We start from the raw sequence: 25,709 nt of genomic DNA, 5'->3' as shown, positions 1-25,709 counted from the left end.
GACTCCCGGCCACCACGACGACGGCGCGGTCCCACCGCGGTGAGTTCTCACCGCCCGGGGGCCGCGCCGTCGCTGTTCCCCCGTTCACAGGGCACCGGCATTCGCAGCGCACCGGGCCGGGCTTTCGCCCCGGCCGATGAACCCGGACGGCATGTGAGCAATCACACAGGCGCGCCAACCGTCCAACAGGTGATCAGGGGCCGGACGATACGGAAGAATGGAGATGCGGCCCATGCCGCCCCATCCCTGGAATTTCTTGTCAGAGGACGACTATGACCATTTTGAATCTGGTCCAGCCGCGGTCCATCAGCCGCCAGCTGGCACGCCTCGACACCCCCGGTCGCTTCTTCGGCGCCTACCTGCTGGCCCTGGCCGTTCTGGCCGCCCTCATGGTGGGTCTCGGAGCGCTCGGCGGAGTGGCGCTGAATCTCGGCGTGACCGCCGTCTTCATGCTGCTTCTCGCGGAGCTCGTCCTGACGGTGGCCTTCCTGGCCGTCGCCCTGGGCGGGCCCCTTTACTGGAGCACGCAGCGGCGCACCCGCTAGAGCATCGTCAGGCACCACCAACGCTGAAGGAGCGGCCCCGAGGGGCCGCTCCTTCCGCATTTTCCGTTACTCCCCCGGGGCGCCCCGGCGCCCCGGGGGCTCAGGCTTACGGCTCGAACTTGTAGCCCAGGCCGCGGACCGTCACCAGGTACCGCGGAGCCGACGGGTCGGGCTCGATCTTGCTGCGCAGCCGCTTGACGTGGACGTCCAGAGTCTTGGTGTCTCCCACGTAGTCGGAGCCCCACACCCGGTCGATCAGCTGCCCACGGGTGAGCACACGCCCGGAATTCCGCAGGAGCATCTCCAGAAGCTCGAATTCCTTGAGCGGCAGCGAGACCTGCTCGCCGCCCACGCTCACCACGTGCCGCTCGATGTCCATCCGCACCGGACCGGCCTGGACCGTGGTGGTGATGAGTTCCTCGGGCTCGCCCTGACGGCGCAGCACGGCGCGCACCCGCGCCACCAGCTCGCGGGAGGAGTACGGCTTGGTGACGTAGTCGTCCGCACCGAGTTCCAGGCCCACCACCTTGTCGATCTCGGAGTCCTTGGCGGTCAGCATGATGACCGGCACCGATGAGCGCTGGCGGAGCTGACGGCACACCTCGGTGCCCGACTGGCCGGGCAGCTGGAGGTCCAGCAGCACCAGGTCGGCGCCGTTCCGGTCGAATTCGGTGATGGCGTCGAGGCCGTTGTCCACGACCTCCACCTCGAAGCCCTCTTTGCCGAGCAGGTAGGACAACGGGTCGCTGAAGGACTCCTCGTCCTCCACAATCAGAATGCGGCTCACGCCTGGACTCCTTCTTGATGAGCGCTGCTTTGATGAGCATTGCGGTGGCCGGTTCTCCCGGCCTCGTGGGCTTCGTCCGGGCTCCCCTGATCCTCGGAGGACTCGCGGCCCTCCATCTCGGGGAGACGGACGGTGAACGTGGAACCCTGGCCGGGTTGCGACCAGACGGACACCTCGCCGCCGTGGTTGGAGATGACGTGCTTGACGATGCTGAGGCCCAGTCCGGTGCCGCCGGTGGCACGGGAACGGGCGGCGTCCACCCGGTAGAACCGTTCGAAGACTCGCTCCTGATCCTCCGGCGAGATGCCGTCGCCCTGGTCGGTCACGGAGACGGCGATGAGGCCTTCACGGGACCGGATGCCGATCCCCACCCGGGTGTTCTCCGGCGAGTAGCGGATGGCGTTGTCGATGAGATTGCGGAAGGCCGTGGTGAGCAGATCCGGATCACCGAAGACGCGGGCTTCCGCGCCGGCGCTGCCCACGACCAGGGTGATGTTCTTGCTCTCCGCCGGGAGCTTGGAGCGGTCGACGGCGTCGGCGATCACGTGGTTGATGTCCACCACGGTGCCCTGCAGCGCGATGTTCGCCCCCTGCAGCCGGGACAGTTCGATGATGTCCTGCACCAGGTCCGCGAGCCGCGACGCCTCCTTGTGCATGCGCTTCGCGAAACGGCGCACGGCCACCTCGTCATCCGATGAGTCCTCGAGCGCTTCGGCGAGCAGCGAGATGGCGCCCACGGGGGTCTTCAGCTCATGCGAGACGTTGGCGACGAAGTCGTTCCGGATCTCTTCGGTGCGGGTGATCTCGGTGCGGTCATCGGCCAGCAGGAGGACGTATTCGTCACCGAGGACGGCCGCGCGCACCTGGACGATGATCGATCCTGCGCCGAGCGGTCCCCGCGGCAGTTCGAACTCGCCCTCCAGCACCACGCCGTCGCGGCGGACCTTGGCGGTCATCTCCAGCAGCTGATGGTGCACCACCGTGTGGCCGCGGACGAGGCCGTAGGCGTAGGCCGCCGGGCTGGCCCGCACCACGCCGTCGATGTCATCGACGATCACGAAGGCCCGGCCGAGCACGCTCAGAACCTCGGCGGCCCCCTCGGGCAGCTGCGGCTCGTCCAGTTCATCGTCCACGAGGGTGCGCTGATGCTCACTCGCACGGAATGCGAGGACGCCGAAGACACCGAGGCACAGGCCGACGAGGCCCGCGACGACGCCGATGAGCAGAGGATCCACATCCCCAGCTTACGGTCCGGCATGGCGCCCTCCGGCCAGATTGCGGGGAGGATCAGGCCGGTTCAGCTAACGTTCACCTTCAGGACGTGCAGTATTCACGGCCTGCTGACACTGTAAGTAGCTGGACCACCAGCGTGTTGGGGGCGCTCCCCGGACGGGGCGTCACTGCGGCACGCAGCCATACGAAAGGACGCCGTCAGTGCGCAAGGCTTTCCAGGACGAGCTCGCCCAGGTGGGCGATGAGCTCGTTGAAATCTCCAAGTTGGTGGCGACCGCCATCCAGAACGCCACGCAGGCCTTCGAAACCGCTGACGTGGACCTCGCCCAGGACGTGATCGCCGCGGACGCCCGCATCGACTTCCTGCAGAACGCCCTCGATGAGAAGGCCATCGACATCCTGGCTCTTCAGGGCCCCGTCGCGAGCGATCTGCGGATGATCGTCAGCTCCCTGCGCATGAGCGCCTCGCTCGAGCGCATGGGCGATCTGGCCCGCCACATCGCCCAGCTCACCCGCCTGCGCTACCCGGCGCAGGTCATCCCCGCCTCCCTGCAGGACACCTTCCGGTCCTTCGCCGAGCTGGACATCCAGATCGCGAACAAGGTGGCCGAGCTCCTGGCGACCCACGACCTGAACGTGGCCCGCCAGATCGTCCGCCTCAACCTCGAAGTGGACGAACTGCACGCCGGAGTCTTCCAGGCCGTCGCCGACGCCGAGTGGACCGGGAACGCCTCCACCTCGGTGGACGTGGCCCTGGCCAGCCGGTACTTCGAGCGCTTCGCGGACCACGGCGTCTCCGTGGCCCGCAAGGTCAGCTACCTGGTCAACGGCGAATGGCAGCCGGAGGAGATCGGCGGCGCCTGAGCCGCGGTTCCCACAGCACACTCGTGCCAGCACGCTCCTGCACGACGACGGCGGGGTGGTCACCCAGGTGACCACCCCGCCGTCGTTCTGTGCGTAGTCAGGGATCCGACCGCGCTGCCGGCGGATCCCTGACGAAGCCCTACTTCTTGCCCTGGTTCGCGACCGCCTGGATGGAGGCCGCGGCAGCCTCGGGGTCCAGGTAGCGGCCGCCCGGGTTCAGCGGCTTGAACTCCTCGTCCAGTTCGTAGACCAGCGGGATGCCGGTGGGGATGTTCAGACCGGCGATGTCATCGTCCGAGATGCCGTCGAGGTGCTTCACCAGTGCACGCAGGGAGTTGCCATGGGCGGTGACCAGAACGGTCTTGCCGGCCTTGAGGTCCTCCTTGATCTCAGATTCCCAGTAAGGCAGCAGACGGACCAGGACGTCCTTGAGGCACTCGGTGCGCGGCACGGCGTCGCCGAGATCGGCGTAACGCGGGTCGCCCACCTGGGAGAACTCGGAGTCGTCGGCCAGGGGCGGCGGCGGGGTGTCGTAGCTGCGGCGCCACTCCATGAACTGCTCCTCGCCGAATTCGGCCAGGGTCTGCGCCTTGTCCTTGCCCTGGAGGGCACCGTAGTGACGCTCGTTCAGGCGCCAGTCACGCTTGACGGGGATCCAGCCGCGGTCCGCCTTGTCCAGGGCGATGTTGGCGGTGTTGATCGCGCGCTTGAGGAGCGAGGTGTGGAGGATGTCCGGCAGGACGTCGTTCTCCACGAGCAGCTCGCCGCCGCGCGCGGCCTCGGCGCGGCCCTGATCGTTGAGGTCCACATCCACCCAACCGGTGAAGAGGTTCTTGGCATTCCATTCGCTGTGGCCATGGCGCAGCAGGATCAAGGTGTACGTCATACGTCAATCCTAGCCAGCCCCGGACGCCCTCGGCCCTTTGCGTCTTAACGTCACCGTCCGTGACCACTCCCCGACCCGCCTACCATGGGACGGTGGTCCAGAAATCCGAACGTCTCCGCGCTCCCGCCCGCGCCGCGGGCCGGACCGGCAGGCCACTGGGCAATGTCACCCGAGGGACCACCAACCCCAATCGCATGCGCCGCGTGGATCGCTGGATCACCGGAACCCAGTCCTGGCGATTCCGGGAGGACGGCGCCCCATTGGCGGTGGACCTGGGGTACGGGGCGAGTCCGCGCACCGCGATCGAGCTCTTCGACCGCCTCCGCACCGTGAATCCCGGGTTCAGGCTGACGGGCGTGGAGATCGAGCCGGGCCGCGTGGCCCGGGCCATGGAGGAGGCCCGTCCGGGTCTGGACTTCCGCCTGGGTGGTTTCGAACTGCCCGTGGACGACTCCCCGCTGCTGGTGCGGGCGTTCAACGTCCTGCGGCAGTACGACGAAGGCGATGTCCCGGCCATCTGGGACACCCTCCGCTCACGGCTGGCTCCTGGTGGTCTCCTGGTGGAGGGGACGTGCGACGAGCTGGGCCGGACCGCCTGCTGGGTGGCGCTCGACGGCGACGGCCCCCTCAGTCTGCACCTCTCGGTCAACTTCGGCGCGCTGGAGCGGCCGTCCCAGACGGCCGAGCGGCTGCCCAAGGCGCTCATTCACCGGAACGTCCCCGGCGAGCGGATCCACGCGTTCCTGCAGGCCGCCGATCAGGCCTGGCTGGCAGCGGCGCCGCTGGCCGGTTTCGGCACGAGGCAACGCTGGATGAGGATGTGTGTCGCCCTGCGGGAGGCGGGCTGGCCGGTGCTCGACGGACCGCGGCGGTTCCGGCTGGGCGAGCTTTCGGTGGCTTGGGAGGCCGTGGCGCCGGGCGCGTGAAGCCCGTCCGGGCTCACCAGCTGTTGTAGCCTCCGCTGCGGAGGTCCTTGATGGCCGGGCGGACATCGGCCAGGTAGACGCAGGACGCGGTCACCGCGACCAGGGCGAACAGCCCCAGACCACCCGAACGGGAGAGGACCGACAGGAGACCGATCGCGGCGGCGCCTCCGGTGACGGCAAGCCAGAATCCCTTGCTGCGCTTCATGGCGGCCTCGAAGTCCCCGGGCTTCCGGATCAGGGCATCGATGAACGCCCAGGCCTCCAGCCCGAAGGCCACCAGGCCTAGCACGAAGTAGACGGCCGTGGTGGCAAAGTAGATCAGCATCTGTCCGCTCACGGTTCCACCCTATCCTCCGTGGGCCGGCAACGCGTCGAGAGCCTGCGACAGATCCGCCCAGAGGTCCTCCGCGTTCTCGATGCCGACGCTCAGTCTCACCAGGTTCTCCGGCACGCTCTCCGGTTCGGCGACGTGGCGCCGTCGTCGCTCGATGAGCGATTCCACGCCGCCCAGGGAGGTGGCGGGCATCCAGAGATGCAGCGCCCGGACCAGCGCGTCGGCGTTCTCCGCACCGGTGCGGCCCCACCCCGCCGCCATGTCAATGGCCAGGATGGAGCCGAATCCCTTGAGCTGGGCCTTGGCCCGCTCGTGGCCCGGATCCTCCGGGAGGCCCGGGAATCGAACCCGTTCGACAGCGGACTGGGCGGCCAGCCGCTCCGCGAGGATTTGCGCGCTGGCCTGCGAGCGCTCGACCCGGAGCGCGAGGGTGCGCAGACCCCGGAGTGCGAGCCACGCTTCCCAGGGGCCGGCGATGGAACCGTGCAGGGTGCGGTGGTGGAGCAAGGTGCTCCGCAGACCTGCGTCCCGCGCCACGAGAGCACCCAGCACCACGTCCGAGTGTCCCGCGAGGTACTTGGTCACCGAGTGGAGCACGAGGTCCGCTCCCAGGAGCAGAGGCTGCTGGATCAAGGGGGTGCAGAAGGTGTTGTCCACCACCACGAGCGCGCCCCTGGCATGGGCGGCCTCGATCAGAGTGGGAAGGTCGGCGACACCCAGCATGGGATTCGTGGGGCTCTCCAGCCAGAGGAGATCCGCCGCCCCGCCGTCGGCGCTCAGCGCCTCCAGTGTGGCCTCCGTGTCCGTGACATCCACGAGCCTCAGCGTGAAGAGGCCTTTCTCCGCGAGTTCGGTGGCCATCTGCACCGTGCCCGCATAGGAGTGCCCGGGCATCACCACCAGCCCGCCGAGAGGCACCAATGACAGCGCGGCGCTGACGGCGGCGAGCCCGGAGGAGAACAGCAGGGCCGGCTCCGGTGAGCCTTCCAGACGTCCCAGCGCGTCCTCGAAAGGCTCCCAGGTGGGGTTCGCGTAGCGCCCGTAGCCACGGTCCCCGTCGCCGAGCGGCCCCGTCCCCAGGAAGGTGGAGGAGAGCACCACGGACGGGTTCACGGGGGCGTCACGCTCCCGGTCCGGCCGTCCGGCGGCCACCACGAGAGAATCGGGGCTGAGGTCCTGGGATTCGTGCATGGTCCTCACGTTACGGCTCCGCCCGGCCGTCCGGGCAAGACGATCCCGTCATGTGGGCAACGGGAATTCCGCTTGTCCACATCGCCGCGGACTCTCCGCCCGCATCCAGCTTGGCCCGCTAGGCTGTGAACGTGACTACCAGCGCAAACGGATCCGGCCTGTTCATCGCCTTCGAAGGCGGCGACGGCGCCGGGAAGTCCACGCAGAGCCGGCTGCTGGCCGAGGCACTGCGGGATCGCGGCATGGTGGTCGTCCAGACCCGTGAGCCGGGTGGGACCGAGATCGGCGAGAAGCTGCGCTCCCTGGTCCTGGACCACGGTCACGGCGAGATCGACGCCCGCACCGAGGCCCTCATGTACGCGGCCGCCCGCGCGGCACACGTGGAGCAGCTCATCAGGCCGGCTCTCTCCCGCGGCGAGGCCGTCATCACGGACCGTTACATCGATTCCTCGGTTGCGTACCAGGGCATCGGCCGCGGCCTCGGAACGCGCGAGGTCCGCGAGCTGAACGCCTGGGCCACCGACTCGCTCTGGCCGGACTTCACCGTGGTCCTCGACGTCGACCCCGCCGAAGGCCGGGCCCGTCGCGCACCCGGAGGCGAGGACCGCCTCGAGTCGGAACCGGATTCCTTCCACGCCCAGGTCCGGGACGCCTATCTGGACGCGGCGGCCGCCGCACCCGAAAGATACCTCGTGATCGACGCCCGTCAGGACGTCCAGGTCATCGCGGGCCTGATCCTGGAACGGGTGGAGCAGGTCCTCTCCGCCCACACCGCCCAGGACGCCGTCGCCACGGACTCCCCCGGGGAACTCCCGTGACCGTATTCGATGAACTCCGCGGCCAGGACGCCGTCGTCACTCAGCTCCGCCGGGCCGCCGCCGGGGACGGGATGACCCATGCCTGGCTCTTCACCGGCCCTCCCGGATCGGGCCGGTCCAACGCCGCCAAGGCGTTCGCCGCCGCGCTCAACTGCGAACAGCCCGACCCCGCCCGGCGCGGCTGCGGCGAGTGCCACGCCTGCCGGACCATCCTCGGCGAGACCCACCCGGATGTGCAGCACGTTCGCACCGAAAAGGTCACCATCACCATCGACGAAGCCCGTGAGCTCGTCTCCACCGCGGGCAACCACCCGGCCTCCGGCCGCTGGCGCATCATCATCGTGGAGGATGCGGACCGCATGGCCGAGCGGACCACCAATGTGCTCCTCAAGGCGATCGAGGAACCCACGGCCCGGACGGTCTGGATGCTGTGCGCCCCCTCCCCCGCGGACGTCCTGGTCACCATCCGCTCACGGTGCCGCAGCGTCGGCCTGCGCCTGCCCGCCGTGGACGACGTGGCGGCTCTGCTCGTGGCCCGCGACGGCGTGGACCCGGCCCTCGCGGCCAGCGCGGCGCGGATGGCACAGAGCCACGTCGGGATCGCCCGGCGTCTGGCGCGCGACGCCGACGCCCGGCAGCGGCGCCTGGAGACGGTCCGCTTCCCCCTCGCCCTCAAGGGCATCACCTCGGCCGTGCTCATGGCGGAGCGCCTCATGGCCATCGCGACGGACGAGGCGGACAGCTCCAACACCGAGCGTGACGCCGCCGAACGGGCTGCGCTGCTGGGATCCCTGGGTCTCGAAGAAGGCGCCACCGTGCCGCCCGCCCTGCGCAGCCAGCTCAAACGCCTCGAAGAGGACCAGAAACGGCGCGGCAAGCGGTCCGTGACGGATTCGCTGGACCGCACCCTGACCGATCTCCTCTCGTTCTACCGGGACGTGCTCATCCTCCAGGTGGGTGCCACCGGGACGCTGGTGAACGAGGAGATCCGGCCGGACATCGAGGCCTTCGCGGCGAACGGGACCGCCGAGGAGACCCTGGCCAGGATCGATGCCATCAATCTCACCCGTCGGCGGCTGGTCACAAGCAACGTGGCCCCGCTGCTGGCGCTGGAAGGCATGGCGGCAGGGCTGGTCTAAGACCGGCGCACCAGAGGATTCCGCGGCCGGACCGGACCGGCCTGCGGGGAAGACACGGCGAACCACGACAGTTCGGAAGGCGGACAACGGATGAGGCAGAGCGTGAAGGGCACTGCGACGAGCGCGGGGCGGAGTCCTCGGAAGGGGCGGGCGCGCGCGGGGCGGCTCGCCGCCGTCGTCGCCTCCGTGGCCGCGCTGGCACTGGCCTTGAGCGGCTGTGTGACCATCCCGGGGCCGGAGAAGAGCGCCAAGGCGCCCGCGGCCGGCAGCCAGCAGGAAGGCTTGAGCGACGGAGCTCCGGCCGAATTGAAGGATTTCTACGGTCAGAAGGTCGGCTGGACCTCCTGCGAGCACGACGCGAGTTGCGCCTCTGTCAAGGTCCCCACGGATTACCAGAATCCGGGCAAGGGAAGCATCGAGATCGCCCTGATCAAGATCCCCGCCACGGGGAAGTCCCAGGGTTCGCTCTTCATCAATCCCGGCGGCCCGGGCGGCTCCGGCTACGACTTCGTCAACGAGTCCGCCCAGTGGATTCTGAGCGACGAGATGCGCTCCAACTTCGACCTGATCGGGTTCGACCCGCGCGGCGTCAAACGCTCCGCCCCCGTCACCTGTCTGACGGACCAGGAGCGCGACGCCCAGCGCGCCGAGTACTTCGACCCCAGCACCGCCGACGGCCTGGCCCTGGCCGTGCAGGAGCAGCGTGACACGAACGAGGCCTGCCAGCAGAAGACCGGGCCGGTCCTGTCCCATGTGGACACCGCCAGTGCCGCCAAGGATCTGGACATCCTCCGGGCCGCCCTCCGCAATCAGAAGCTCAACTATCTCGGCTACTCCTACGGGACCTTCCTCGGCTCCACGTATGCCACGCTCTTCCCGGACCGCGTGGGCCGGATGGTCCTGGACGGCGCCCTGGACGCGACCCTGACCCAGTCCCAGCTGACCGTGGGCCAGGCGAAGGCTTTCGAACGGAGCCTCCGGGTGTTCGTCGAGTGGTGCCAGCGCAACTCCGGATGTCCCCTCAGCGACGGGGTGGACGCCGGCATCGCACGCATCCAGAAGCTCCTGGCCGAGTACGAGAAGAGCCCTCAGCCCGCGAATGACGGCCGTCCCGTGACAGTGAACAGCTTCGTCTCCGGCCTGATCGTTCCGCTGTACAGCAGCTCGAGCTGGCCGACCCTGCGCCAGGCACTGGCCCAGGCGCTGGTGGGCGATCCATCGCCCATGATGCAATTGGCGGACTTCGGCGCGGACCGTGACTCGCAGGGCAAGTACACGTCCAACAGCTCCTTCGCCTTCAACGCCATCAATTGCCTGGACTACACGCCGGACTCGTCGGAGAACGACATGCGCAAGGAGGCCCAGGAACTCGAGAAGGTGTCCCCCACCCTCGGCAAGTACATGGCGTACGGCGGCATCTCCTGTGAAGGCCTCGAGACCACCGGCATCCGCAAGGCGGCTCCCGCGTCGTACAGCGGCAAGGCGCCGATCGTGGTCATCGGAACCACCGGAGACCCGGCCACCCCGTACGAATGGGCGGGCAATCTACGCAAGCAGCTCGGCAACGCCTCGCTGGTCACCTGGGAGGGCGAGGGCCACACCGCCTACGGCCGCGCGGGAGACTGCATCACCAACGCGGTCGACGACTACTTCGTGAAGGGCACGACGCCGGACGACGGCCTCCGCTGCACCTGAGCGTCACGAAAGGCCCCGGCGGGTTCCCTGCCGGGGCCTTTTCCGTCGCCGCGCCCTGATACCCTGCCGAGCTCCACCGGGACGCGGCGGGAGGGAAACCCCTCTGGCAGACTCCGTCAGAGCTGGCGGCCACCGAGGAGGGGCCTGCTCCCCTCCCTCAGGAGGCCGGGGATGTCCCGGATCGACGGGACCACCGCGTCGGCGCCGGCAGCGCGCAGGGCGAACTCGGAATGAGCCCCGCTCAGCACTCCGGCCACCAGGCCGGCGCCGGCCCGGAGGCCCGACTGGATGTCCGCCGTCGTGTCCCCGACGACGAGAACCTCCCGGACGTCATCCAGGTCAAGGGCCAGGACGGCGGTGAGGATCATGTCGGGGTGCGGCCGGCCGCGGCCCGCGTCCTCCGGGCACAGGCTCAGATCCGCCAGGCCCATCCAGCCGAGGGACTCCAGGATGGTGTTCTGCGTGTGCCGCCCGAACCCCGTGACCAGGCACAACTGCATTCCCGCCTCACGGAGCCATTCCATGGTCTCCCTGGCGCCGGGGATCGCCTGGACACCGCCACGGGCCACGAGGCGGTCGTAGGACTTCTCGAAGACGGCGTTGGCGAGCAGAGCCCGCTCCGGCTCCCCCTCGTAGAGCTGCCGGAAGACGCCGAGCTTGGAGAGCCCCATGGCACTGTGCGCGAAGTCCATCATGGACCCGAAACGCTGCCCCTGCGGATCCTCCCCGGCGTCCAGGAACGCGTCGCTGAGGGCCTCGTCGATGAGGCCACCGTCGGTGACCGTGGTGCCCGACATGTCGACCACGGCGAGCCTCAGGCAGCTCGCCCGGCCGGTGACGTCCTGTGCGGTGGTCCGTCCGGCAACCGGGTTCACGGTCATCGCTTGCGCTCCTCTGCTGGTTCCCGCCGCACGGTCCTGGCCACGCGGCAGCACGGAGTCCCCGACGGCACCGTGACCTACAGGTTGCCCCGCCCGGGCGACGGCCAGCTGAACCATGCTGGGCCGGGACATGAACAGCCCACCCGCGCCCGGGGGAAGGCCGCGTACACGGCCGTTTTGACCCACAGCCGGAGAGCACTCTAAACTTGATTCCTGTGCGGTCAGGCCAGCAGGTCAGGCGCGGCATGTGCTTCCTTAGCTCAGTCGGTAGAGCGTTTCACTCGTAATGAAAAGGTCATCAGTTCGATTCTGATAGGAAGCTCGGACACGGCGAAGGCCCCCAGGAAATCCTGGGGGCCTTCGCCGTTCCCGTGGTCCTTGCGTTCACGGCCGGACCGCGGGACTCACGGTGGATCAGGCGAAGTCGGAGACCGCCGGGTCGGGACCGATCCGGCCCTCCGCGCCACGGTCCAGGCTGCTCAGAGCCTTGATGTCCTCGTCATCCAGGGTCACATCCAGGGCGGCGAAGTTCTCCACGATCCGGCTCTGCGTGACGGACTTGGGGATCACCACGTTGCCGATGGCGAGGTGCCAGGCGATGACCACCTGGGCAGGGGTGACGCCGTGCTTCTCCGCGATGCGCAGCACCTCGGGGTCGCTCAGCAGTTCGCCGCCCTGACCCAGCGGGGACCAGGCCTGCGTCAGGATGCCCTTGCCGGCGTTGTACTCGCGCAGCCCGGCCTGGTTGAAGTACGGGTGCAGCTCGATCTGGTGGATGGCCGGAACCACGCCTGTGGCCTCGATCAGCTCATCGATCGCCTCGGCCGTGAAGTTGCAGACGCCGATGGAGGTGACGCGGCCGCGCTTCTGCAGTTCGATCAGCGCCTTCCAGGTGTCCACATAGGTGCCACGCTGCGGCTGCAGCCAGTGGATCAGATACAGATCCAGGTGGTCGAGGCCGAGACGATCCAGGGACTCGTCGAAGGCCGCGAGGGTCTGCTCGTAGCCCTGGTCGGAGTTCCACAGCTTGGTGGTGATGAAGAGGTCCTTGGGGTCGAGGCCGGACGCCGCGATGGCGCGGCCCACTCCCGCCTCATTGCCGTAGATGCGGGCGGTGTCGATGTGGCGGTAACCGGCGTCGAACGCCTGACCGACCACGGTCTCCGCGACGTCGTCGGCAACCTGCCAGACGCCGTAGCCGAGCTGGGGGATGGTGTTGCCATCGTTGAAAGTGAGATCTGGGTTTGCGCTCATGGCGCCATCCTTCCAAAGGAAGCTGTCATGCCACCAGACACGAAGCTCCCGGTTCTCTGTCAGCGAATCCGGGAATAGATCCGGCTCAGCGGCTCAGGGCTTCCGCCTCCGCCACCAGGGCGCCGACGACGGCGGCCCGGCGGCGCACGCTGTCCACGTCGCTCGTGCCCAGCCGGGTCATGGTGGCCGCCTGCGCGGCCGTCGCCAGGTCGTTGCCCGCCCGGGACAGCAGACGATGCAAGGGGGCCAGCTCCGGCGGGATGTCCAGGCCCTCGCTCGGGGTGGTCCGCTGCGCCGTCACACAGACGGCGCGGACCCGCGGGAGCAGCCCGGCCAGTTCGTCCGCGATCGGCAGCAGCTCGTCGTAGAGGGAGTCGTCGGTGACGCCGTCGAGCACCTGGTGGAAGCGGTCCAGACCGCGCCGGAACCGGTCGTGGGCCCGTCGCCAGAGTCCTTTGCCCAGCTCCGCGTCATCGCGGCGGGCCTGCCTCAGCTCGCTGAACAGACCCATGGGCTAGAGGTACTGGCCGAGGCCGGAGTCGGGCTCCTCGGGTCCGGCATGCCGCGGGTTCTGCTGTGGGCGGGCCGGGGCACGCTGCGGCTCCCCGTTGGCGCCGATGACCACGCCCGGTGCGACCATGGTGCCGGGCGGGAGCTGCCGGAGCTGGGCCGCCATCTGCTCGCGGGCGGCCTGCTGGGCGGCTATCGCCGTCTGGATGCCGTGGAAGAGCCCTTCGAGCCAGCCGACGAGCTGCGCCTGGGCGATCCTCAGCTCCGCGTCCGACGGCGCGGAATCGTCCGGGAACGGCAAGGAGATCCGTTCCAGTTCCTCCACCAGTTCGGGGGCCAGCCCTTCCTCGAGTTCCTTGATGGAGCGCTCGTGGATCTCCGCGAGGCGGCCTCGTGCGGCATCGTCCAGAGGCGCGGCCTTCACCTCCTCCAGGAGCTGCCGGATCATGGTCCCGATCCGCATCACCTTGGCCGGTTCGTCCACGAGTTCGAGCATGTTCCGCGGGCGACGGCCGTCCTCGGCACGGCCTTCCTGGCTCCGGGGTTGCTCCGTCTCCCCTGGTCCGACGACCGGGGTCCCCTCCACGGGACGCCCCTCCACGGGACCATCGTGCCCGGCCGCCGCTGCGGATTCCTGTGGCTTCGGCTCCTCGCTCATGGCCCCATACTCTCACGGGCTCAGCAGCATCGGCCCTGTGGATTCCGGTCCTGCCGATCGGTGCGGTCCCGCCAGAACTCCGCCTCGCTGAGAGGTTCGTGATCCGGGTGGTGCGCCGTGTGGAATTCGAGGTATTTCTCGTAAGCGTCCGCTCCGAGGACGCCCCGGAGCCCACGCCGCACCGACCGGACGCCGAGAGCGAGCCGTTCCCACGGCGACTCCGGCCGAGCGGACGGCGCGTCCGCCGACGACGACGGGGCTGCCGCCGTCGTCGGACGGTCGCGGCTCATCAGTGGTGCCCCGCGTCCGCGAGACGCTCCGACGCCGGCACCTTGTCCCATTCCGCGGCGAGCTCGCGCTCGGCGGGGGTCGGGATGAGGCCCGCGGGGGCATAGACCTTCGACGGGACGAACGGATCCTCGTGGTCCGTCACGGACTCCCCGGCCCGGTGCGCCTGGAAGGCACGGATGGTGGCGAGCAGGGCCGTGATGATGACGATGATGGCCAGGGTCACGAACACCACCGACAGCACGCCCTGGACCATCGTGTTGCGGACCACGGCTTCCATGGCGGGCACCGTTTTCGCGGTGCCGAAGGAGGTCTTGCCGTCCGCGAGCGCCTTGGTGAACGCGGCGTTGTTGGCGAAGTACCCCACCGCCGGGACCGGCGAGAAGATCTTCTGGAAGCTGGCGGTGATGGTGACCACCGCGGTGAAGGCCAGCGGCAGAGCCACCAGCCAGAGTGCCCCGAAGCGGCCCTTCTTCGCGACGATCGCCAGGCAGACGGCCAGGGCGATCGCGGCCAGGAGCTGGTTCGCGATGCCGAACAGCGGGAACAGCGTGTTGATGCCGCCCAGCGGATCCGTGACGCCCATGATCAGGACGGCGCCCCACGCGGCCACCATGATGGCGGTGCACAGCCAGGCGCCCGGCCGCCAGGAGGCGTCCTTGAACTTCGGCAGGAAGTTCCCGATCGAATCCTGGAGCATGAAGCGGGCCACTCGCGTTCCGGCGTCGACGGCCGTGAGGATGAACAGTGCCTCGAACATGATGGCGAAGTGGTACCAGAAGGCCGCCATCCCCGGTCCCCCGATGAACTGCTGCATGATGTGCGCCAGGCCGACGGCGAGGGTGGGTGCGCCGCCCGAGCGGGAGATGATCGTCTGCTCCCCGACGGCCGCGGCCGCATCCTTCAGCTCTCCCGGGGTCACGTTCACCCCGGCCAGGCCCAACGAATTGACCCACTGCGCGGCCTGTTCCACGGTGCCGCCGGTAAGGGCGACGGGGGCGTTCATCACGAAGTAGAGTCCGCGGTCGATGGAGACCGCCGCCACGAGCGCCATGATCGCCACGAAGGACTCCATGAGCATGCCGCCGTAACCGATGTACCGGGTCTGGCGCTCCTTCTCGATCAGCTTCGGCGTGGTGCCCGAAGCGATCAAGGCATGGAACCCGGAGAGCGCCCCGCAGGCGATGGTGACGAAGAGGAACGGGAACAGGGCCCCGGAGAAGACGGGGCCGTTGTCCCGGCCCGCGAACTCGCTGAAGGCAGGGACAGTGATCTCCGGCCGCACCACCACGATCGCGACGGCGAGCAGCCCGATGACACCGATCTTCATGAACGTGGAGAGGTAGTCACGCGGGGCCAGGAGCAGCCAGACCGGCAGGATGGCGGCCACGAAGCCGTACACGATGATCCCCCAGGCGATGGTGCTCTTGTCCAGGTGGAAGAACGCGGCGCCCCACTCGGTGTGGGCGACCCAGCCGCCGCCGATGATCGCGGCCATCAGCAGGACGAAGCCGATGATGGAGATCTCCAGGACCTTCCCGGGACGGATGTACCGCAGATACACCCCCATGAAGAGCGCGATCGGGATGGTCATGGCCACGCTGAACACACCCCAGGGGCTCTCGCCGAGGGCGTTGACCACCACGAGCGCCAGGATGGCGACGATGATCGCCATGATGAGCAGCGTCGCCAGCAGGGCCGCGGTGCCGCCCACCACCCCGAGCTCCTCACGGGCCATCTGCCCGAGGGACCGGCCGCCGCGGCGCATGGAGAAGAACAGCACCAGGTAGTCCTGCACCGCCCCTGCGAGCACCACGCCCACGATGATCCAGATCGTGCCCGGCAGATAGCCCATCTGGGCCGCGATGACGGGACCGACCAGCGGGCCGGCGCCGGCGATCGCGGCGAAGTGGTGGCCGAAGAGGACGTTCCGGTCCGTGCGGACGTGGTCCTTGCCGTCGGCTTTGTACTCCGCCGGGGTCGCCCGGCGGTCATCCGGCCGGATCAGTTTCCGCTCCAGGTACTTCGAATAGAAGCGGTACGCGATCAGATACGTGCAGACGGCGGCGAACACGAACCAGATCGCGTTGACCGTCTCGCCGCGGACCAGCGCGAGCATGACCCAGGCGAGACCGCCCAGCAGGGCGATGGCGGCCCAGAGCGCGATCCGCGCAGGGGTCCAGCGCCGGGATTCGGCGTCGAGTGTCTCCGGTGCGACGGCGGCGGGCGGCAGCGCGCCGCCCCGCTCTCCCGTGCTGCGTGTACCGCTCATGGGGGCCTCCTGGGATGCATACGTCAGCGGATGCGACCGCGCAGAGCTGCAGCGGTCCCACTATGCACCCTAGTTCAGGGAGCCGTCACATGGTCAACAGAACTTTCCCCGTGTGTTGACCGGAATCGAAGTACCGGTGGGCTTCGGCGGCCTCGGCCAGGGGGAACGTCCTGGCGACCAGCGGGCGGACGGAACCGTCCACGATCAGCGGCCAGACCACGTCCCGGACGGCGTCCATGATGGCGGTCTTCTCCTCCACAGGCCGAGCCCGCAGCGTGGTGCCGATGACGGCGGCGCGCTTGCTCAGGAGCACGCCCAGATCCAGTTCCCCGCGAGCGCCACCCTGCAGGCCGATCACCACCAGCCTGCCGTGCACCTCCAGCGCGTCCAGATTGGCGGACAGGTACTTGGCGCCCACGACGTCGAGGATGACGTCCGCGCCATGCCCGCCGTTGGCTTCCCGCAGGGCCTCCGGGAAGCTCTGCGTCTTATAGTCGATCGCGATGTCGGCGCCGAGGAAGCCCCGTGCCGTGGCGACCTTCTCCGGGCTGCCCGCCGTCGTGGCCACGACCGAGCCGAGGGCCTTGGCGAGCTGGATGGCGAAGGCGCCGATCCCGCCCGTGGCGCCGTGGATGAGGACGGTCTCCCCTGCCTGCAGGCCGGCCGTCATGTAGAGATTGGAGTACACGGTGGCCGCCACCTCGGGCAGGCCCGCGGCGGTCACCAGGTCGACGCCCTTCGGAATCCGGATCACCTGCCCGGCCGGCACCGCGACCTTCGAAGCGTAGCCGCCGCCGGACAGCAGAGCCACGACCTTCTCCCCCACGGAGAAGGGCCGGGACACGTCCGGGCCGAAGCCCGCGATCCGGCCGGAGACCTCCAGGCCGGGGATGTCGGAGGCGCCCGGCGGAGGAGGATAGTGGCCACGGCGCTGCTGGACGTCGGCCCGGTTGAGGCCCGCGGCGACGACGTCGATCAGTACCTCTCCGGGACCGGGCACCGGGTCCGGCATCTCGGTCACCCGCAGGACTTCCGGGCCTCCCGGCTCACTGATCTGGACGGCTCGCATGGTCTCCACTCTCCTCTGGACGCTCTGGCCCCCCGTCTATTGTGCACGGCTATTGCGCACGGCCATTGCGCACGGCGCCCCCGCGCGCGAGGTCCTCCCGGCTCCACCACTCCGGCGGCGCCGGGCTCGTTTGGAGCGCACGTCCGCGCTGTGAAACACTTTGACGCAGGGAAGGTTGTCCGAGCGGCCGAAGGAGCTGGTCTTGAAAACCAGTAGGCGGTAACCCCGTCTCATGGGTTCAAATCCCATACCTTCCGCGGACAAGGGCTCCGGGACCATCAGGTCCCGGAGCCCTTTTTCATGCTCACCTCCCGGTCCGGACCCGCGCCGCGGGAAGTTCATGCGATGCCCGGCCTCGGACCGTTGAAGCTCGAACCGTTGAAGAATGTCGGACCCCCGGATTAGCGTCATCAGTATCAGGGCACACGGGCCCGGCCCACCCTGATCCGCCGGTGCACGGCGGCACTCTCCAAGAAAGCGAGCGCACCATGACCACCCCTACCTTCGCACCCGGTGATCCGTGCTGGGCCGACCTGATGACGGACGACGTGGAAACGGCCAAGAAGTTCTACGGCGAACTCCTGGGCTGGACCTTCGAAAGCGGTGACGAGGAGACCTACGGCGGCTACGTCACCGCGTCCAAGGACGGCCGGCAGGTGGCCGGCATCATGGCCAAGCAGCCGGACCAGCAGGAGATGCCCAGCACCTGGGGCATCTACCTCAAGAGCGATGACGCCGAAGCCACCGCCGCGGCGATCGCCGAAGCTGGCGGTCAGGTGGTCGTCCCGCCCATGACCGTTCCGGAGATGGGCGTCATGGCCATCGCGGCGGATCCGTCCGGAGCCTTCGTGGGCGTCTGGGAGCCGCTCAGCCACGGCGGCTACGGCCTGGTCAACGAACCCGGCTCCATCGGCTGGCACGAACTCGCCAGCCGCAACTACGACGCCGCCGTCGACTTCTACCGCAAGGCCTTCGGCTGGGACATCTCCGTCATGGAGGACACCGAGGACTTCCGCTACAGCACGCTCGGCGAGGGCGATCAGGCACGCGCCGGCCTGTTCGACGCCGCCAAGTTCCTCCCGGAGGGCGTGCCGTCCAACTGGCAGATCTACCTCGTGGTGGACAACGCCGACGAGGCCGCCCGGAAGGTCACCGAACTGGGCGGCCGGGTCCTCGAGGAGCCCCGTGACGACCCCCACGGCCGCCACTCCAGGGTCGCCGATCCGTCCGGCGCGGTCTTCGTGCTGCACCAGTCGCTGGTCTGAGTCCCGCACGGTCCTGTGCCGTCACCGCTTCGTTGAGAGGTGACGGCACAGGATTTTTTTGGCGCAGAATCCTGAAACAACAGTTTCTTTTCCCGGCAACCCGGAGTTAACTCTCTCTTGGTGGACTAGGCTACGGACCCCTCGCTCTCCTGCTGGCGGTCCGAGCATCAGTCCGCCACAGGACACCGGATCACACCGATCTCTGGACAGAAAGAACCCCATGAATCACTCGCTTGCGAAAGCAACCTTGGGGAGTGCCCTGACCGCCGCGTTGATCGCGGCGCCTTTGGCGACCGCGCCGGCCTTCGCGCTGGTCAACACGGTCGCCACACCGGGCACCTCCTCCGTCATCATCGACGAGGCTTATCTGAGCGGAGGCAGCGCAGGGGCTGCCTTCCGCAACAAGTTCGTGGAGCTGTACAACTCCTCGGACGCTCCCCTCTCGCTGGACGGCTGGTCCCTCCAGTACCGTTCCGGGACCGGGACCGCCGCCCCGAACTCGGTCACCGCGCTGAAGGGCAGCATCCCCGCCAAGGGCACCTTCCTCATCAAGGGCGGCACCAACAGCGCGGCTTCCACGGCCGCCGAGCTCCCCACCCCGGACCAGGACGCGCCGTCCTTCAACCCGTCCGGCACCACGGGCACGGTCATCCTGTCCCGTCAGGCGACCGCGCTGACCGGCCTCGGGACCGGCAGCCAGGTGGAACCGGCCAATGTGGCCGATCTGCTCGGCTACGGCACCAGCAACACGTACGAGGTCAAGGCGGCCACCGCGCCGTCGTCGAACACGGACGTCAAGTCGCTCACCCGCGGCAACCACGCGGACACCAACGACAACTCCGCGGACTTCAGCCTGAGCACCGCGATCACCCCGACGCCCTCCGGCGGCACGGGCAACCCGGAGCCGACTCCCACGCCGACCCCGACTCCCACGCCGGGCGGCACCGCCACCATCGCGGAGATCCAGGGCACCGGCGCCACCAGTCCGTTGGCCGGGCAGAGCGTGACCACCACCGGCAAGGTCACCGCCCGCTACGCCTCCGGCGGCCTGAACGGCTACTACATCCAGACCCCGGGCACCGGCGGCGACCTCACCGAGGAGAACCACAAGGCCTCCGACGCGGTCTTCGTGTACTCGCCGGCGACGGTCGGTTCCGTCGCGATCGGTGACCACGTCCAGGTCACCGGCACCGTCAGCGAGTACTTCGGCCAGACCCAGGTGAACGTCACGGACGCCGCCTCGCTGACCAAGCTCACCGACGCCGCTCCCGAGGTCAAGGCCACGCACTTCGCGCTCCCGGCCGGCGAGACCTTCCGCGAGTCCCTCGAAGGCATGCTGCTCGCCCCCTCCGGCGACTACACGCTCTCCGACAACTTCTCCGTGAACCAGTACGGCGAGCTCACCATCGCCGGCGGCAAGACCCCCGCGGTCCAGCCGAACGCGGTGGCGCCGTACGGCACCGCCGAGAACAAGGCCGTGGCCGACGACAACCAGGCCCGCACGATCAAGCTGGATGACGGCGCCACCACGAACTTCCTCTCCAACGCGGCCACCAAGGCGCTTCCGCTGCCGTACCTGACCGCCAAGGATCCGGTCCGGGTGGGCGCCCCGGTGACGTTCAAGACCAACGTCATCCTGGGCTACGGCAACAGCGCCTGGCGTTTCGAGCCGCTGGAGCAGCTCACCCCGTCGAACGCCGACACCATTCAGCCGGTGTCCTTCGGCAACACCCGGGCGGACGTGCCGAACGCGGTGGGCGGCAACCTCAAGCTCGCCTCGTTCAACGTCCTGAACTTCTTCCCCACCACGGGTGACCAGCTCACCGGCTGCACCTACTACACCGACCGCGACGGCGCTCCCGTCACCGTCAAGGGAGGCTGCGACGCCCGCGGCGCCGCCACCGCGGAGCACTTCAAGCGCCAGCAGGACAAGATCGTCGCCGCGATCAACGGCTCCGGCGCCGATGTGGTGACCCTCATGGAGGTGGAGAACTCCGCCAAGTTCGGCAAGACCCGTGACGACGCGCTGGCCAAGCTGGTCACCGCGCTCAACGAGGCTAAGCCCGGCACCTGGGACTACGTCCGCAGCCCGTCGGCCCTGCCGCCGCTGAGCGATGAGGACGTCATCCGGACCGCCTTCATCTACAAGAAGGCCGTGGCGGAGCCGGTGGGCGAATCCATCATCCACAACGACACCACCGCCTTCGCGAGCGCACGCAAGCCGCTGGCCCAGGTGTTCAAGCCCGTGGGCGGCACCCAGGCGCAGGAATTCATCGCCGTCGCCAACCACTTCAAGTCCAAGGGCTCCGCGGCCACTCCGGACGACACGGACAAGGGACAGGGCGCGTCCAACCTCGCCCGCGTCGCGCAGTCCAAGTCGCTGCTCGGCTTCGTGGACACCCTGACGAAGGACAAGGGCATCGACAAGGTATTCCTGATCGGCGACTTCAACGCGTACAGCAAGGAGGACCCGCTGAACGTCCTCACGGACGCAGGCTTCGTCGACCAGGACGGCAAGGCCAAGAACGCCGACGGATCCCAGAAGCACTCCTACCTGTTCGGCGGCCTGGTCGGCTCCCTGGACCACATCTTCGCCTCCCCGGCGGCCGAGAAGATGGTCAACGGCGCGGACATCTGGAACATCAACTCCGTGGAGTCCGTGGCACTGGAGTACAGCCGCTGGAACTACAACGTCACCAGCTTCTACGCCCCGGACCAGTACCGTTCAAGCGACCACGATCCGGTGATCGTGGGCCTGAACACCACCCCCGCTCCCACGAGCGCCACGGTGAACCTGCTCGGTGTGAACGACTTCCACGGCCGCATCGACAACAACACCGTCAACGTGGCCGGCACGCTCGAGAAGCTCCGCGCCGCCGCCGTTCCGGGCAGCACCGCGTTCGTCTCCGCCGGTGACAACATCGGCGCCTCCCTCTTCGCCTCCTCCATGGCGAAGGACCAGCCCACCATCGACGTGCTCAACGCGCTGGGCCTCAGCGCCTCCGCCGTGGGCAACCACGAGTTCGACGGCGGCTGGGCCGATCTGCGCGACCGCGTGATCGCCGGTGGCACCAACGCGAAGTTCCCGTACCTGGGTGCGAACGTGTACAAGAAGGGCACGCAGGAACCGGCGCTGCCCGAGTACGAGATCCTCAACCTGAACGGCCTGAAGGTGGCCGTGGTGGGCGCCGTGACCCAGGAGGTCCCCTCCCTGGTCACCCCGGCCGGCATCGCCGATCTCGACTTCGGTGATCCGGTGGACGCCGTGAACCGCGTGGCCACCAAGATCAAGGACGGCAAGCTGGCCGACGTGATCGTGGCCGAGTACCACGAGGGCGCCGGAGCCGGCACCCCGGACGGTGCGACCCTTCAGCAGGAGATCGCCGCAGGCGGGGCCTTCGCCAAGATCGTGAACGAGACCAGCCCGGCCGTCGGCGCGATCTTCACCGGCCACACCCACAAGGAATACGCCTGGGACGGTCCCGTCCCCGGCCAGGACGGCAAGACCCGTCCCGTGGTCCAGACCGGCAGCTACGGCGCGAACATCGGCCAGATCGAGCTGACCGTAGACCTGGCCACCAAGCAGGTGTCCGCCTATTCGGCTCGTAACGTCGCCCGCACCACGGACGCGGCCGCCGACCTCATCGCGGCCTACCCCCGCGTGAAGCAGGTGGACACGATCGTGAAGAAGGCACTCGCGGACGCCGCCGTCGTCGGCAACCAGCCGGTGGGCAAGGTGACCAAGGACATCACCACCGCCTTCACCAAGGATCCGTCCACCGGCGCCCCGGTGCGCGACGACCGCTCCAGTGAGTCCACCCTGGGCAATCTGGTGGCCGATTCGCTCGTGGCCTCGCTCAAGGACCCCTCGGTGGGCGGCGCGGAGATCGGGGTGGTCAACCCCGGCGGTCTGCGCAATGAGCTCTACTACGGCGCGGACGGCACCATCACGTACGCCCAGGCCAATGCGGTGCTGCCGTTCGTGAACAACCTCTGGACCACCAGCCTGACCGGTGCCCAGTTCAAGACGCTCCTGGAACAGCAGTGGCAGACGAACGCGGACGGCACCGTGCCGAGCCGCCCCTATCTGCAGCTGGGCGTGTCCAAGAACGTCAACTACAGCTACGACGCCGCCCGTCCCGCGGGCGACCGCGTGACCTCCATCTGGATCAACGGCCAGCCGCTGGATCCGGCCAAGTCGTACCGGATCGGGACGTTCAGCTTCCTGGCCACCGGCGGCGACAACTTCCGGATCTTCAAGGCCGGCGCCAACACCCGTGACTCCGGTCTGGTGGACCGGGACGCGTGGATGGCCTACCTCAAGGCGAATTCTCCGGTATCCCCGGACTTCGCCCGTCGCAGCGTGGCCGTGGTGAACTCCACCGCCGCCAGCGTCAAGGCCGGGGAGAAGATCCAGGCGGCCGTGTCCAAGCTGGACCTCACCTCGCTGGGCAGCCCGGTGAACACCTCACTGGAGGCCACGTTCACCGATGCCGCCGGCAAGGCCACCGTGCTCGGCACCGTCCCGGTCTCCGCCGGGGCCGGCACCGTCAGCCTGGCCGTCCCGGCCGGCGCCGCGGCGGGCGCGGGCGTCCTGCAGCTCAAGGCCGCCGAGTCCGGCACCACGGTGAAGCTCAGCGTCACCGTCGCCAAGACGGACGTGCCGCAGCCGACGTGCACCAAGCCGGTTCCGCCGAAGCACTGGTGGGACATCGCAGGCTGGGCGAAGTACGCCCTGGCCTGGATCGGCTACCTCGCCTGCACGGTGAAGGGCTGACCGCCCGTCACCTGAGGTGAAGACAAGGGCCGGTTCCGATCGCTTTCCGCGATCGGAACCGGCCCTTGTCGGTGGTCCGTTGTTCCGGAGAGACGTGGCTGATTCAGAGGGGCTCTGCCGACGTCCCCCGAGGCACTGGACCTCAGAAGGTGTCGAGGACCGCCCGGGCGATCTCATCGGCGTCCCGCAGGGTGCGCTGCCCGCTGCGGAACAGCTCGGCGGGCTCGCCGTCGGGCCCGGAGGAGAAAGCTTCCGCGGCGATGGCCACGCCCCACTGCACCGCGGAGAGCTGCAGGCTCAGCACGTGCAGATCCTCCTGCACCTCATCATTGCCCGCCACCGCACGGTATGGATGCGCCACCACGTCCAGACCGGAAGCCTCCGTGGGGCCGCCCTCCGGCCGCATCATGAGCCGGGTCCGGACCAGGCCGTCCTCGAGGAGCTGGCGCAGCAGGGGCGACGCCGCGGCGGCCACCCGGTTGGCCGGAGCCAGAGCCTCCACCAGGACCCGGGCACGGACCTCGCTGCCGTCCACCCAGGGCGAGGAGGCACGGAACAGGCCGGCGGTCCGGTCCACGCTGAAGCGCGGTTCCGGACCCACGAAATGCACCACGCCTGCACGGGCCAGGGCCGCCAGCTGCTCGATGCGCAGCGCGGGCGGTCCGCTCGCCAGACCTTCCACGAGCGACTCGAAACGGCCGCGCAGCTCCGTCACCCAGGACTCCTCGGTGATGCCGCCGTCGGCCACCGCGTCCTTGAGGAGGGACCGGCCCGCATGCAGCATCAGAACGGCGCTCTTGACCGGGTCCTTCTCCCCCGCGGCGGAACGGCGCACGTCCTCGTCGAGTGTGCGCACCACGGCCGCGTCGAAATCGGCCGCGGACTCGAAGCGCTGCAACGCGAAGGGCGCGGCGAGCGATCGCAGGTTCAGCCGCAGCCGCTCCGGCACGCACCGCTCGATCAGGGCCGTGACCGGGACCATCCAGTCCTCCGGGCTGTGCGCGTGGGGCCGGAGGAGTTCTGTGAGCTGGTCGAGGAACTCCGCGGCGTCCCGGATCGCGTTCGGATCGGAGGTGACCAGCGCGTCGTAGTAGGCCCAGAGCACGTCCCGTTGCAGCAGCGGCCACAGATCGTGCCCGAATCCGGGGTTGACCCCGGACCGCCGGAAGCGCCGGATCGCCGACTCGGTGAGATACCGGAGGCTGCGTTCCTTCGGGTAATAACTCGAGATCTGCGCCTTCGCCTTGTACGGACCACCGCGACGGCTGGCGGCGTGGATGATCGGCTCATCCCCGCTCGGGAGGTAGTGCAGTTCACCATCGAGACGCTCGAAACGGCCGCCACGGGCCTCGGTGAGCTGCCCCATGACGTCGAAGAAGTTCAGTCCCATGCCACGGACGAGCACGGGCTCGCCGCCCGGAACCAGGGACCAGTCGACGTCGGCGGGGCAGGCGGGCGGGAAGTAGCTCAGGCCCAGGTCCTGCGCCGCCCGATACAGCTCACGCTGTTCCGGATTGAGCTGCGCCGGAATGTGGCCCAGGGCCAAGACCACGCGGTCCGCGGCGATCCGCCCCTCATGGAGCTCGACCACGAATCCCGCCGTTCCGGTCCGGCGCACGGCGTGCGCCTCGGCCCGGTGCTGGACCACGTGGAACCCCTCCAGCAGGGGGTCGCTCCCGATCTTCCCGACGACGGCGGAGATCGTCTCCTCGAGGTAGCGGCCGTAGAGCGCGCGGCTGGGAAAGGTGTCCTCCGCGAGGGCGGCCAGCTCGGCCCGCTCGTCGTCGTTCAGCCGGCCGAGTCCGGCCGGCCCGGACTGTCCGTCCACCCCGGACTGTCCGTCCGTGCTCGGGACGGCCCCGCCGTCGTCCGGAAGAGCGCCGTCCGCCGGAGTCGCATCGGCCGCGGCGGCGAGCGAGGCACGCCAGCGGTTGAAGCTACCGCCCGCCAGCGGAGGGGCCAGTTCGGGGTCCTCCGGGATGAGGGTGGGGAAGAAACTCTGAGTGTTCATGAGGAACAGCCGCGACTGATCGGGCTGCCAGACGTGACCGGAACCGGCCGGATACGGGTCCACGAGGTGCACTTCGAGGCGGGCGCCGGCGTCGAGCGCGCCGTTTTCGCGGCGCTGCTTCCAGTTGGCGGCCAGACGCTCCAGGACGCTGCTGCCGCGCGGCCCAGCACCGATCACCACCACACGACGCACCGAATCCCCTGACATGGGATAAGCCTAATGGGCGGGGTCCCGCCGCGGCTCCGCCGGGCCGGGCCGGGAGGTGCCGGCGCGTCATCGGACGGGCCACCGCCACGACCTCTGTCT

At 68.9% G+C, this 25,709-nt stretch carries 21 protein-coding genes and 2 tRNA genes; 10 read left to right on the top strand and 13 right to left on the bottom strand.

All coding sequences use genetic code 11. From position 1 onward, the window contains the following. Positions 1 to 272: 272 nt before the first annotated feature. A complete protein-coding gene (locus AB4Y75_RS11510) occupies positions 273 to 545 on the top strand; it encodes a hypothetical protein (protein ID WP_441436011.1) in 273 nt (90 codons plus the stop codon). A gap of 106 nt (positions 546 to 651) precedes the next feature. Here AB4Y75_RS11510 and AB4Y75_RS11505 read toward each other — a convergent pair whose 3' ends face one another. Together AB4Y75_RS11505 and AB4Y75_RS11500 are read right to left on the bottom strand one after the other, a co-directional pair. Further along, a complete protein-coding gene (locus AB4Y75_RS11505; protein WP_066214974.1) occupies positions 652 to 1,332 on the bottom strand; it encodes a response regulator transcription factor in 681 nt (226 codons plus the stop codon). Further along, complete coding sequence (locus AB4Y75_RS11500; RefSeq protein WP_441436033.1) at positions 1,329 to 2,558, bottom strand: sensor histidine kinase; 1,230 nt, start codon at positions 2,556 to 2,558, stop codon at positions 1,329 to 1,331. The genes AB4Y75_RS11505 and AB4Y75_RS11500 overlap by 4 nt, the downstream gene beginning before the upstream one ends. A 208-nt stretch (positions 2,559 to 2,766) precedes the next feature. On the opposite strand from AB4Y75_RS11500, the gene phoU reads away from it, so the two are divergent. Continuing rightward, on the top strand, positions 2,767 to 3,429 hold the full coding sequence (phoU, locus tag AB4Y75_RS11495) for a phosphate signaling complex protein PhoU (protein ID WP_441436010.1): 663 nt from the start codon (positions 2,767 to 2,769) through the stop codon (positions 3,427 to 3,429). Positions 3,430 to 3,568: 139 nt separating this feature from the next. Here phoU and AB4Y75_RS11490 read toward each other — a convergent pair whose 3' ends face one another. After that, a complete protein-coding gene (locus AB4Y75_RS11490) occupies positions 3,569 to 4,315 on the bottom strand; it encodes a phosphoglyceromutase (protein ID WP_441436009.1) in 747 nt (248 codons plus the stop codon). 92 nt (positions 4,316 to 4,407) lie between these two features. Here AB4Y75_RS11490 and AB4Y75_RS11485 point away from each other — a divergent pair, with 92 nt between their 5' ends. Then, positions 4,408 to 5,241 carry a class I SAM-dependent methyltransferase gene (locus AB4Y75_RS11485; RefSeq protein ID WP_441436008.1) on the top strand — a complete coding sequence of 278 codons (834 nt, stop codon included), beginning with the start codon at positions 4,408 to 4,410 and terminating at the stop codon, positions 5,239 to 5,241. A gap of 13 nt (positions 5,242 to 5,254) precedes the next feature. On the opposite strand, the gene AB4Y75_RS11480 is transcribed toward AB4Y75_RS11485, so the two are convergent. Both AB4Y75_RS11480 and AB4Y75_RS11475 read right to left on the bottom strand, forming a co-directional pair. Next, positions 5,255 to 5,578: a DUF2516 family protein gene (locus AB4Y75_RS11480; protein ID WP_441436007.1), complete on the bottom strand. Its 324-nt coding sequence runs from the start codon at positions 5,576 to 5,578 to the stop codon at positions 5,255 to 5,257. A gap of 9 nt (positions 5,579 to 5,587) precedes the next feature. Then, complete coding sequence (locus tag AB4Y75_RS11475; protein WP_441436006.1) at positions 5,588 to 6,766, bottom strand: trans-sulfuration enzyme family protein; 1,179 nt, start codon at positions 6,764 to 6,766, stop codon at positions 5,588 to 5,590. 131 nt (positions 6,767 to 6,897) lie between these two features. On the opposite strand from AB4Y75_RS11475, the gene tmk reads away from it, so the two are divergent. The 3 genes from tmk (at position 6,898) to AB4Y75_RS11460 (ending at position 10,418) form a co-directional block, all read left to right on the top strand. Next, positions 6,898 to 7,584 (top strand): dTMP kinase, encoded by a 687-nt coding sequence (tmk, locus tag AB4Y75_RS11470; protein WP_441436005.1) that lies wholly within the window; start codon positions 6,898 to 6,900, stop codon positions 7,582 to 7,584. Then, a complete protein-coding gene (locus AB4Y75_RS11465) occupies positions 7,581 to 8,723 on the top strand; it encodes a DNA polymerase III subunit delta' (protein ID WP_441436004.1) in 1,143 nt (380 codons plus the stop codon). The genes tmk and AB4Y75_RS11465 overlap by 4 nt, the downstream gene beginning before the upstream one ends. Positions 8,724 to 8,813: 90 nt before the next feature. After that, positions 8,814 to 10,418: an alpha/beta hydrolase gene (locus tag AB4Y75_RS11460; RefSeq protein ID WP_441436003.1), complete on the top strand. Its 1,605-nt coding sequence runs from the start codon at positions 8,814 to 8,816 to the stop codon at positions 10,416 to 10,418. 116 nt (positions 10,419 to 10,534) lie between these two features. Here AB4Y75_RS11460 and AB4Y75_RS11455 read toward each other — a convergent pair whose 3' ends face one another. Then, on the bottom strand, positions 10,535 to 11,299 hold the full coding sequence (locus AB4Y75_RS11455; RefSeq protein ID WP_441436002.1) for an HAD-IA family hydrolase: 765 nt from the start codon (positions 11,297 to 11,299) through the stop codon (positions 10,535 to 10,537). 249 nt (positions 11,300 to 11,548) lie between these two features. Here AB4Y75_RS11455 and AB4Y75_RS11450 point away from each other — a divergent pair. Then, a tRNA-Thr gene (locus AB4Y75_RS11450) sits at positions 11,549 to 11,621 on the top strand. A gap of 92 nt (positions 11,622 to 11,713) precedes the next feature. Here the strand turns inward: AB4Y75_RS11450 and AB4Y75_RS11445 are convergent. From AB4Y75_RS11445 to AB4Y75_RS11420, 6 genes are all read right to left on the bottom strand, one after another. Then, positions 11,714 to 12,553, bottom strand: a complete 840-nt coding sequence (locus AB4Y75_RS11445) for an aldo/keto reductase (protein WP_441436001.1) — start codon at positions 12,551 to 12,553, stop codon at positions 11,714 to 11,716. Between the two features lie 85 nt (positions 12,554 to 12,638). Continuing rightward, on the bottom strand, positions 12,639 to 13,064 hold the full coding sequence (locus AB4Y75_RS11440) for a hypothetical protein (RefSeq protein WP_441436000.1): 426 nt from the start codon (positions 13,062 to 13,064) through the stop codon (positions 12,639 to 12,641). A 3-nt stretch (positions 13,065 to 13,067) separates the two neighbouring features. After that, positions 13,068 to 13,721 (bottom strand): bacterial proteasome activator family protein, encoded by a 654-nt coding sequence (locus tag AB4Y75_RS11435; RefSeq protein ID WP_441435999.1) that lies wholly within the window; start codon positions 13,719 to 13,721, stop codon positions 13,068 to 13,070. A gap of 20 nt (positions 13,722 to 13,741) precedes the next feature. Continuing rightward, on the bottom strand, positions 13,742 to 14,011 hold the full coding sequence (locus AB4Y75_RS11430) for a YbdD/YjiX family protein (protein ID WP_441435998.1): 270 nt from the start codon (positions 14,009 to 14,011) through the stop codon (positions 13,742 to 13,744). After that, positions 14,011 to 16,281, bottom strand: coding sequence for a carbon starvation CstA family protein (locus AB4Y75_RS11425; RefSeq protein ID WP_441435997.1), 2,271 nt, complete (start codon positions 16,279 to 16,281; stop codon positions 14,011 to 14,013). Before AB4Y75_RS11425 ends, AB4Y75_RS11430 begins: the two co-directional genes overlap by 1 nt. A gap of 85 nt (positions 16,282 to 16,366) precedes the next feature. Continuing rightward, complete coding sequence (locus AB4Y75_RS11420; RefSeq protein ID WP_441435996.1) at positions 16,367 to 17,350, bottom strand: NAD(P)H-quinone oxidoreductase; 984 nt, start codon at positions 17,348 to 17,350, stop codon at positions 16,367 to 16,369. A gap of 169 nt (positions 17,351 to 17,519) precedes the next feature. Between AB4Y75_RS11420 and AB4Y75_RS11415 the strand changes: the two genes are divergently transcribed. The 3 genes from AB4Y75_RS11415 (at position 17,520) to AB4Y75_RS11405 (ending at position 23,392) form a co-directional block, all read left to right on the top strand. After that, positions 17,520 to 17,607, top strand: a tRNA-Ser gene (locus AB4Y75_RS11415). 231 nt (positions 17,608 to 17,838) lie between these two features. After that, positions 17,839 to 18,615: a VOC family protein gene (locus tag AB4Y75_RS11410; protein ID WP_441435995.1), complete on the top strand. Its 777-nt coding sequence runs from the start codon at positions 17,839 to 17,841 to the stop codon at positions 18,613 to 18,615. Positions 18,616 to 18,835: 220 nt separating this feature from the next. After that, positions 18,836 to 23,392 (top strand): ExeM/NucH family extracellular endonuclease, encoded by a 4,557-nt coding sequence (locus AB4Y75_RS11405; protein WP_441435994.1) that lies wholly within the window; start codon positions 18,836 to 18,838, stop codon positions 23,390 to 23,392. A gap of 142 nt (positions 23,393 to 23,534) precedes the next feature. On the opposite strand, the gene AB4Y75_RS11400 is transcribed toward AB4Y75_RS11405, so the two are convergent. Next, positions 23,535 to 25,610 carry an FAD/NAD(P)-binding protein gene (locus tag AB4Y75_RS11400; protein ID WP_441435993.1) on the bottom strand — a complete coding sequence of 692 codons (2,076 nt, stop codon included), beginning with the start codon at positions 25,608 to 25,610 and terminating at the stop codon, positions 23,535 to 23,537. Between the last annotated feature and the right edge of the window lie 99 nt (positions 25,611 to 25,709).

Source organism: Arthrobacter sp. RAF14, from assembly GCF_052114185.1.
GTDB lineage: Bacteria > Actinomycetota > Actinomycetes > Actinomycetales > Micrococcaceae > Arthrobacter_E.
Note: the sequence above shows the minus strand (reverse complement) of the source record. Positions and strands in the feature narration are given on the sequence as shown.

Excerpts from the sequence above, each read along its gene's own strand:
- AB4Y75_RS11420 (WP_441435996.1), bottom strand. The coding sequence starts at position 17,350 with ATGCGAGCCGTCCAGATCAGTGAGCCGGGAGGCCCGGAAGTCCTGCGG.
- AB4Y75_RS11400 (WP_441435993.1), bottom strand. The coding sequence starts at position 25,610 with ATGTCAGGGGATTCGGTGCGTCGTGTGGTGGTGATCGGTGCTGGGCCG.
- AB4Y75_RS11475 (WP_441436006.1), bottom strand. The coding sequence starts at position 6,766 with ATGCACGAATCCCAGGACCTCAGCCCCGATTCTCTCGTGGTGGCCGCC.
- AB4Y75_RS11405 (WP_441435994.1), top strand. The coding sequence starts at position 18,836 with ATGAATCACTCGCTTGCGAAAGCAACCTTGGGGAGTGCCCTGACCGCC.
- AB4Y75_RS11410 (WP_441435995.1), top strand. The coding sequence starts at position 17,839 with ATGACCACCCCTACCTTCGCACCCGGTGATCCGTGCTGGGCCGACCTG.
- AB4Y75_RS11455 (WP_441436002.1), bottom strand. The coding sequence starts at position 11,299 with ATGACCGTGAACCCGGTTGCCGGACGGACCACCGCACAGGACGTCACC.
- AB4Y75_RS11445 (WP_441436001.1), bottom strand. The coding sequence starts at position 12,553 with ATGAGCGCAAACCCAGATCTCACTTTCAACGATGGCAACACCATCCCC.
- AB4Y75_RS11510 (WP_441436011.1), top strand. The coding sequence starts at position 273 with ATGACCATTTTGAATCTGGTCCAGCCGCGGTCCATCAGCCGCCAGCTG.
- AB4Y75_RS11460 (WP_441436003.1), top strand. The coding sequence starts at position 8,814 with ATGAGGCAGAGCGTGAAGGGCACTGCGACGAGCGCGGGGCGGAGTCCT.
- AB4Y75_RS11425 (WP_441435997.1), bottom strand. The coding sequence starts at position 16,281 with ATGAGCGGTACACGCAGCACGGGAGAGCGGGGCGGCGCGCTGCCGCCC.
- AB4Y75_RS11435 (WP_441435999.1), bottom strand. The coding sequence starts at position 13,721 with ATGAGCGAGGAGCCGAAGCCACAGGAATCCGCAGCGGCGGCCGGGCAC.
- AB4Y75_RS11490 (WP_441436009.1), bottom strand. The coding sequence starts at position 4,315 with ATGACGTACACCTTGATCCTGCTGCGCCATGGCCACAGCGAATGGAAT.
- AB4Y75_RS11430 (WP_441435998.1), bottom strand. The coding sequence starts at position 14,011 with ATGAGCCGCGACCGTCCGACGACGGCGGCAGCCCCGTCGTCGTCGGCG.
- AB4Y75_RS11440 (WP_441436000.1), bottom strand. The coding sequence starts at position 13,064 with ATGGGTCTGTTCAGCGAGCTGAGGCAGGCCCGCCGCGATGACGCGGAG.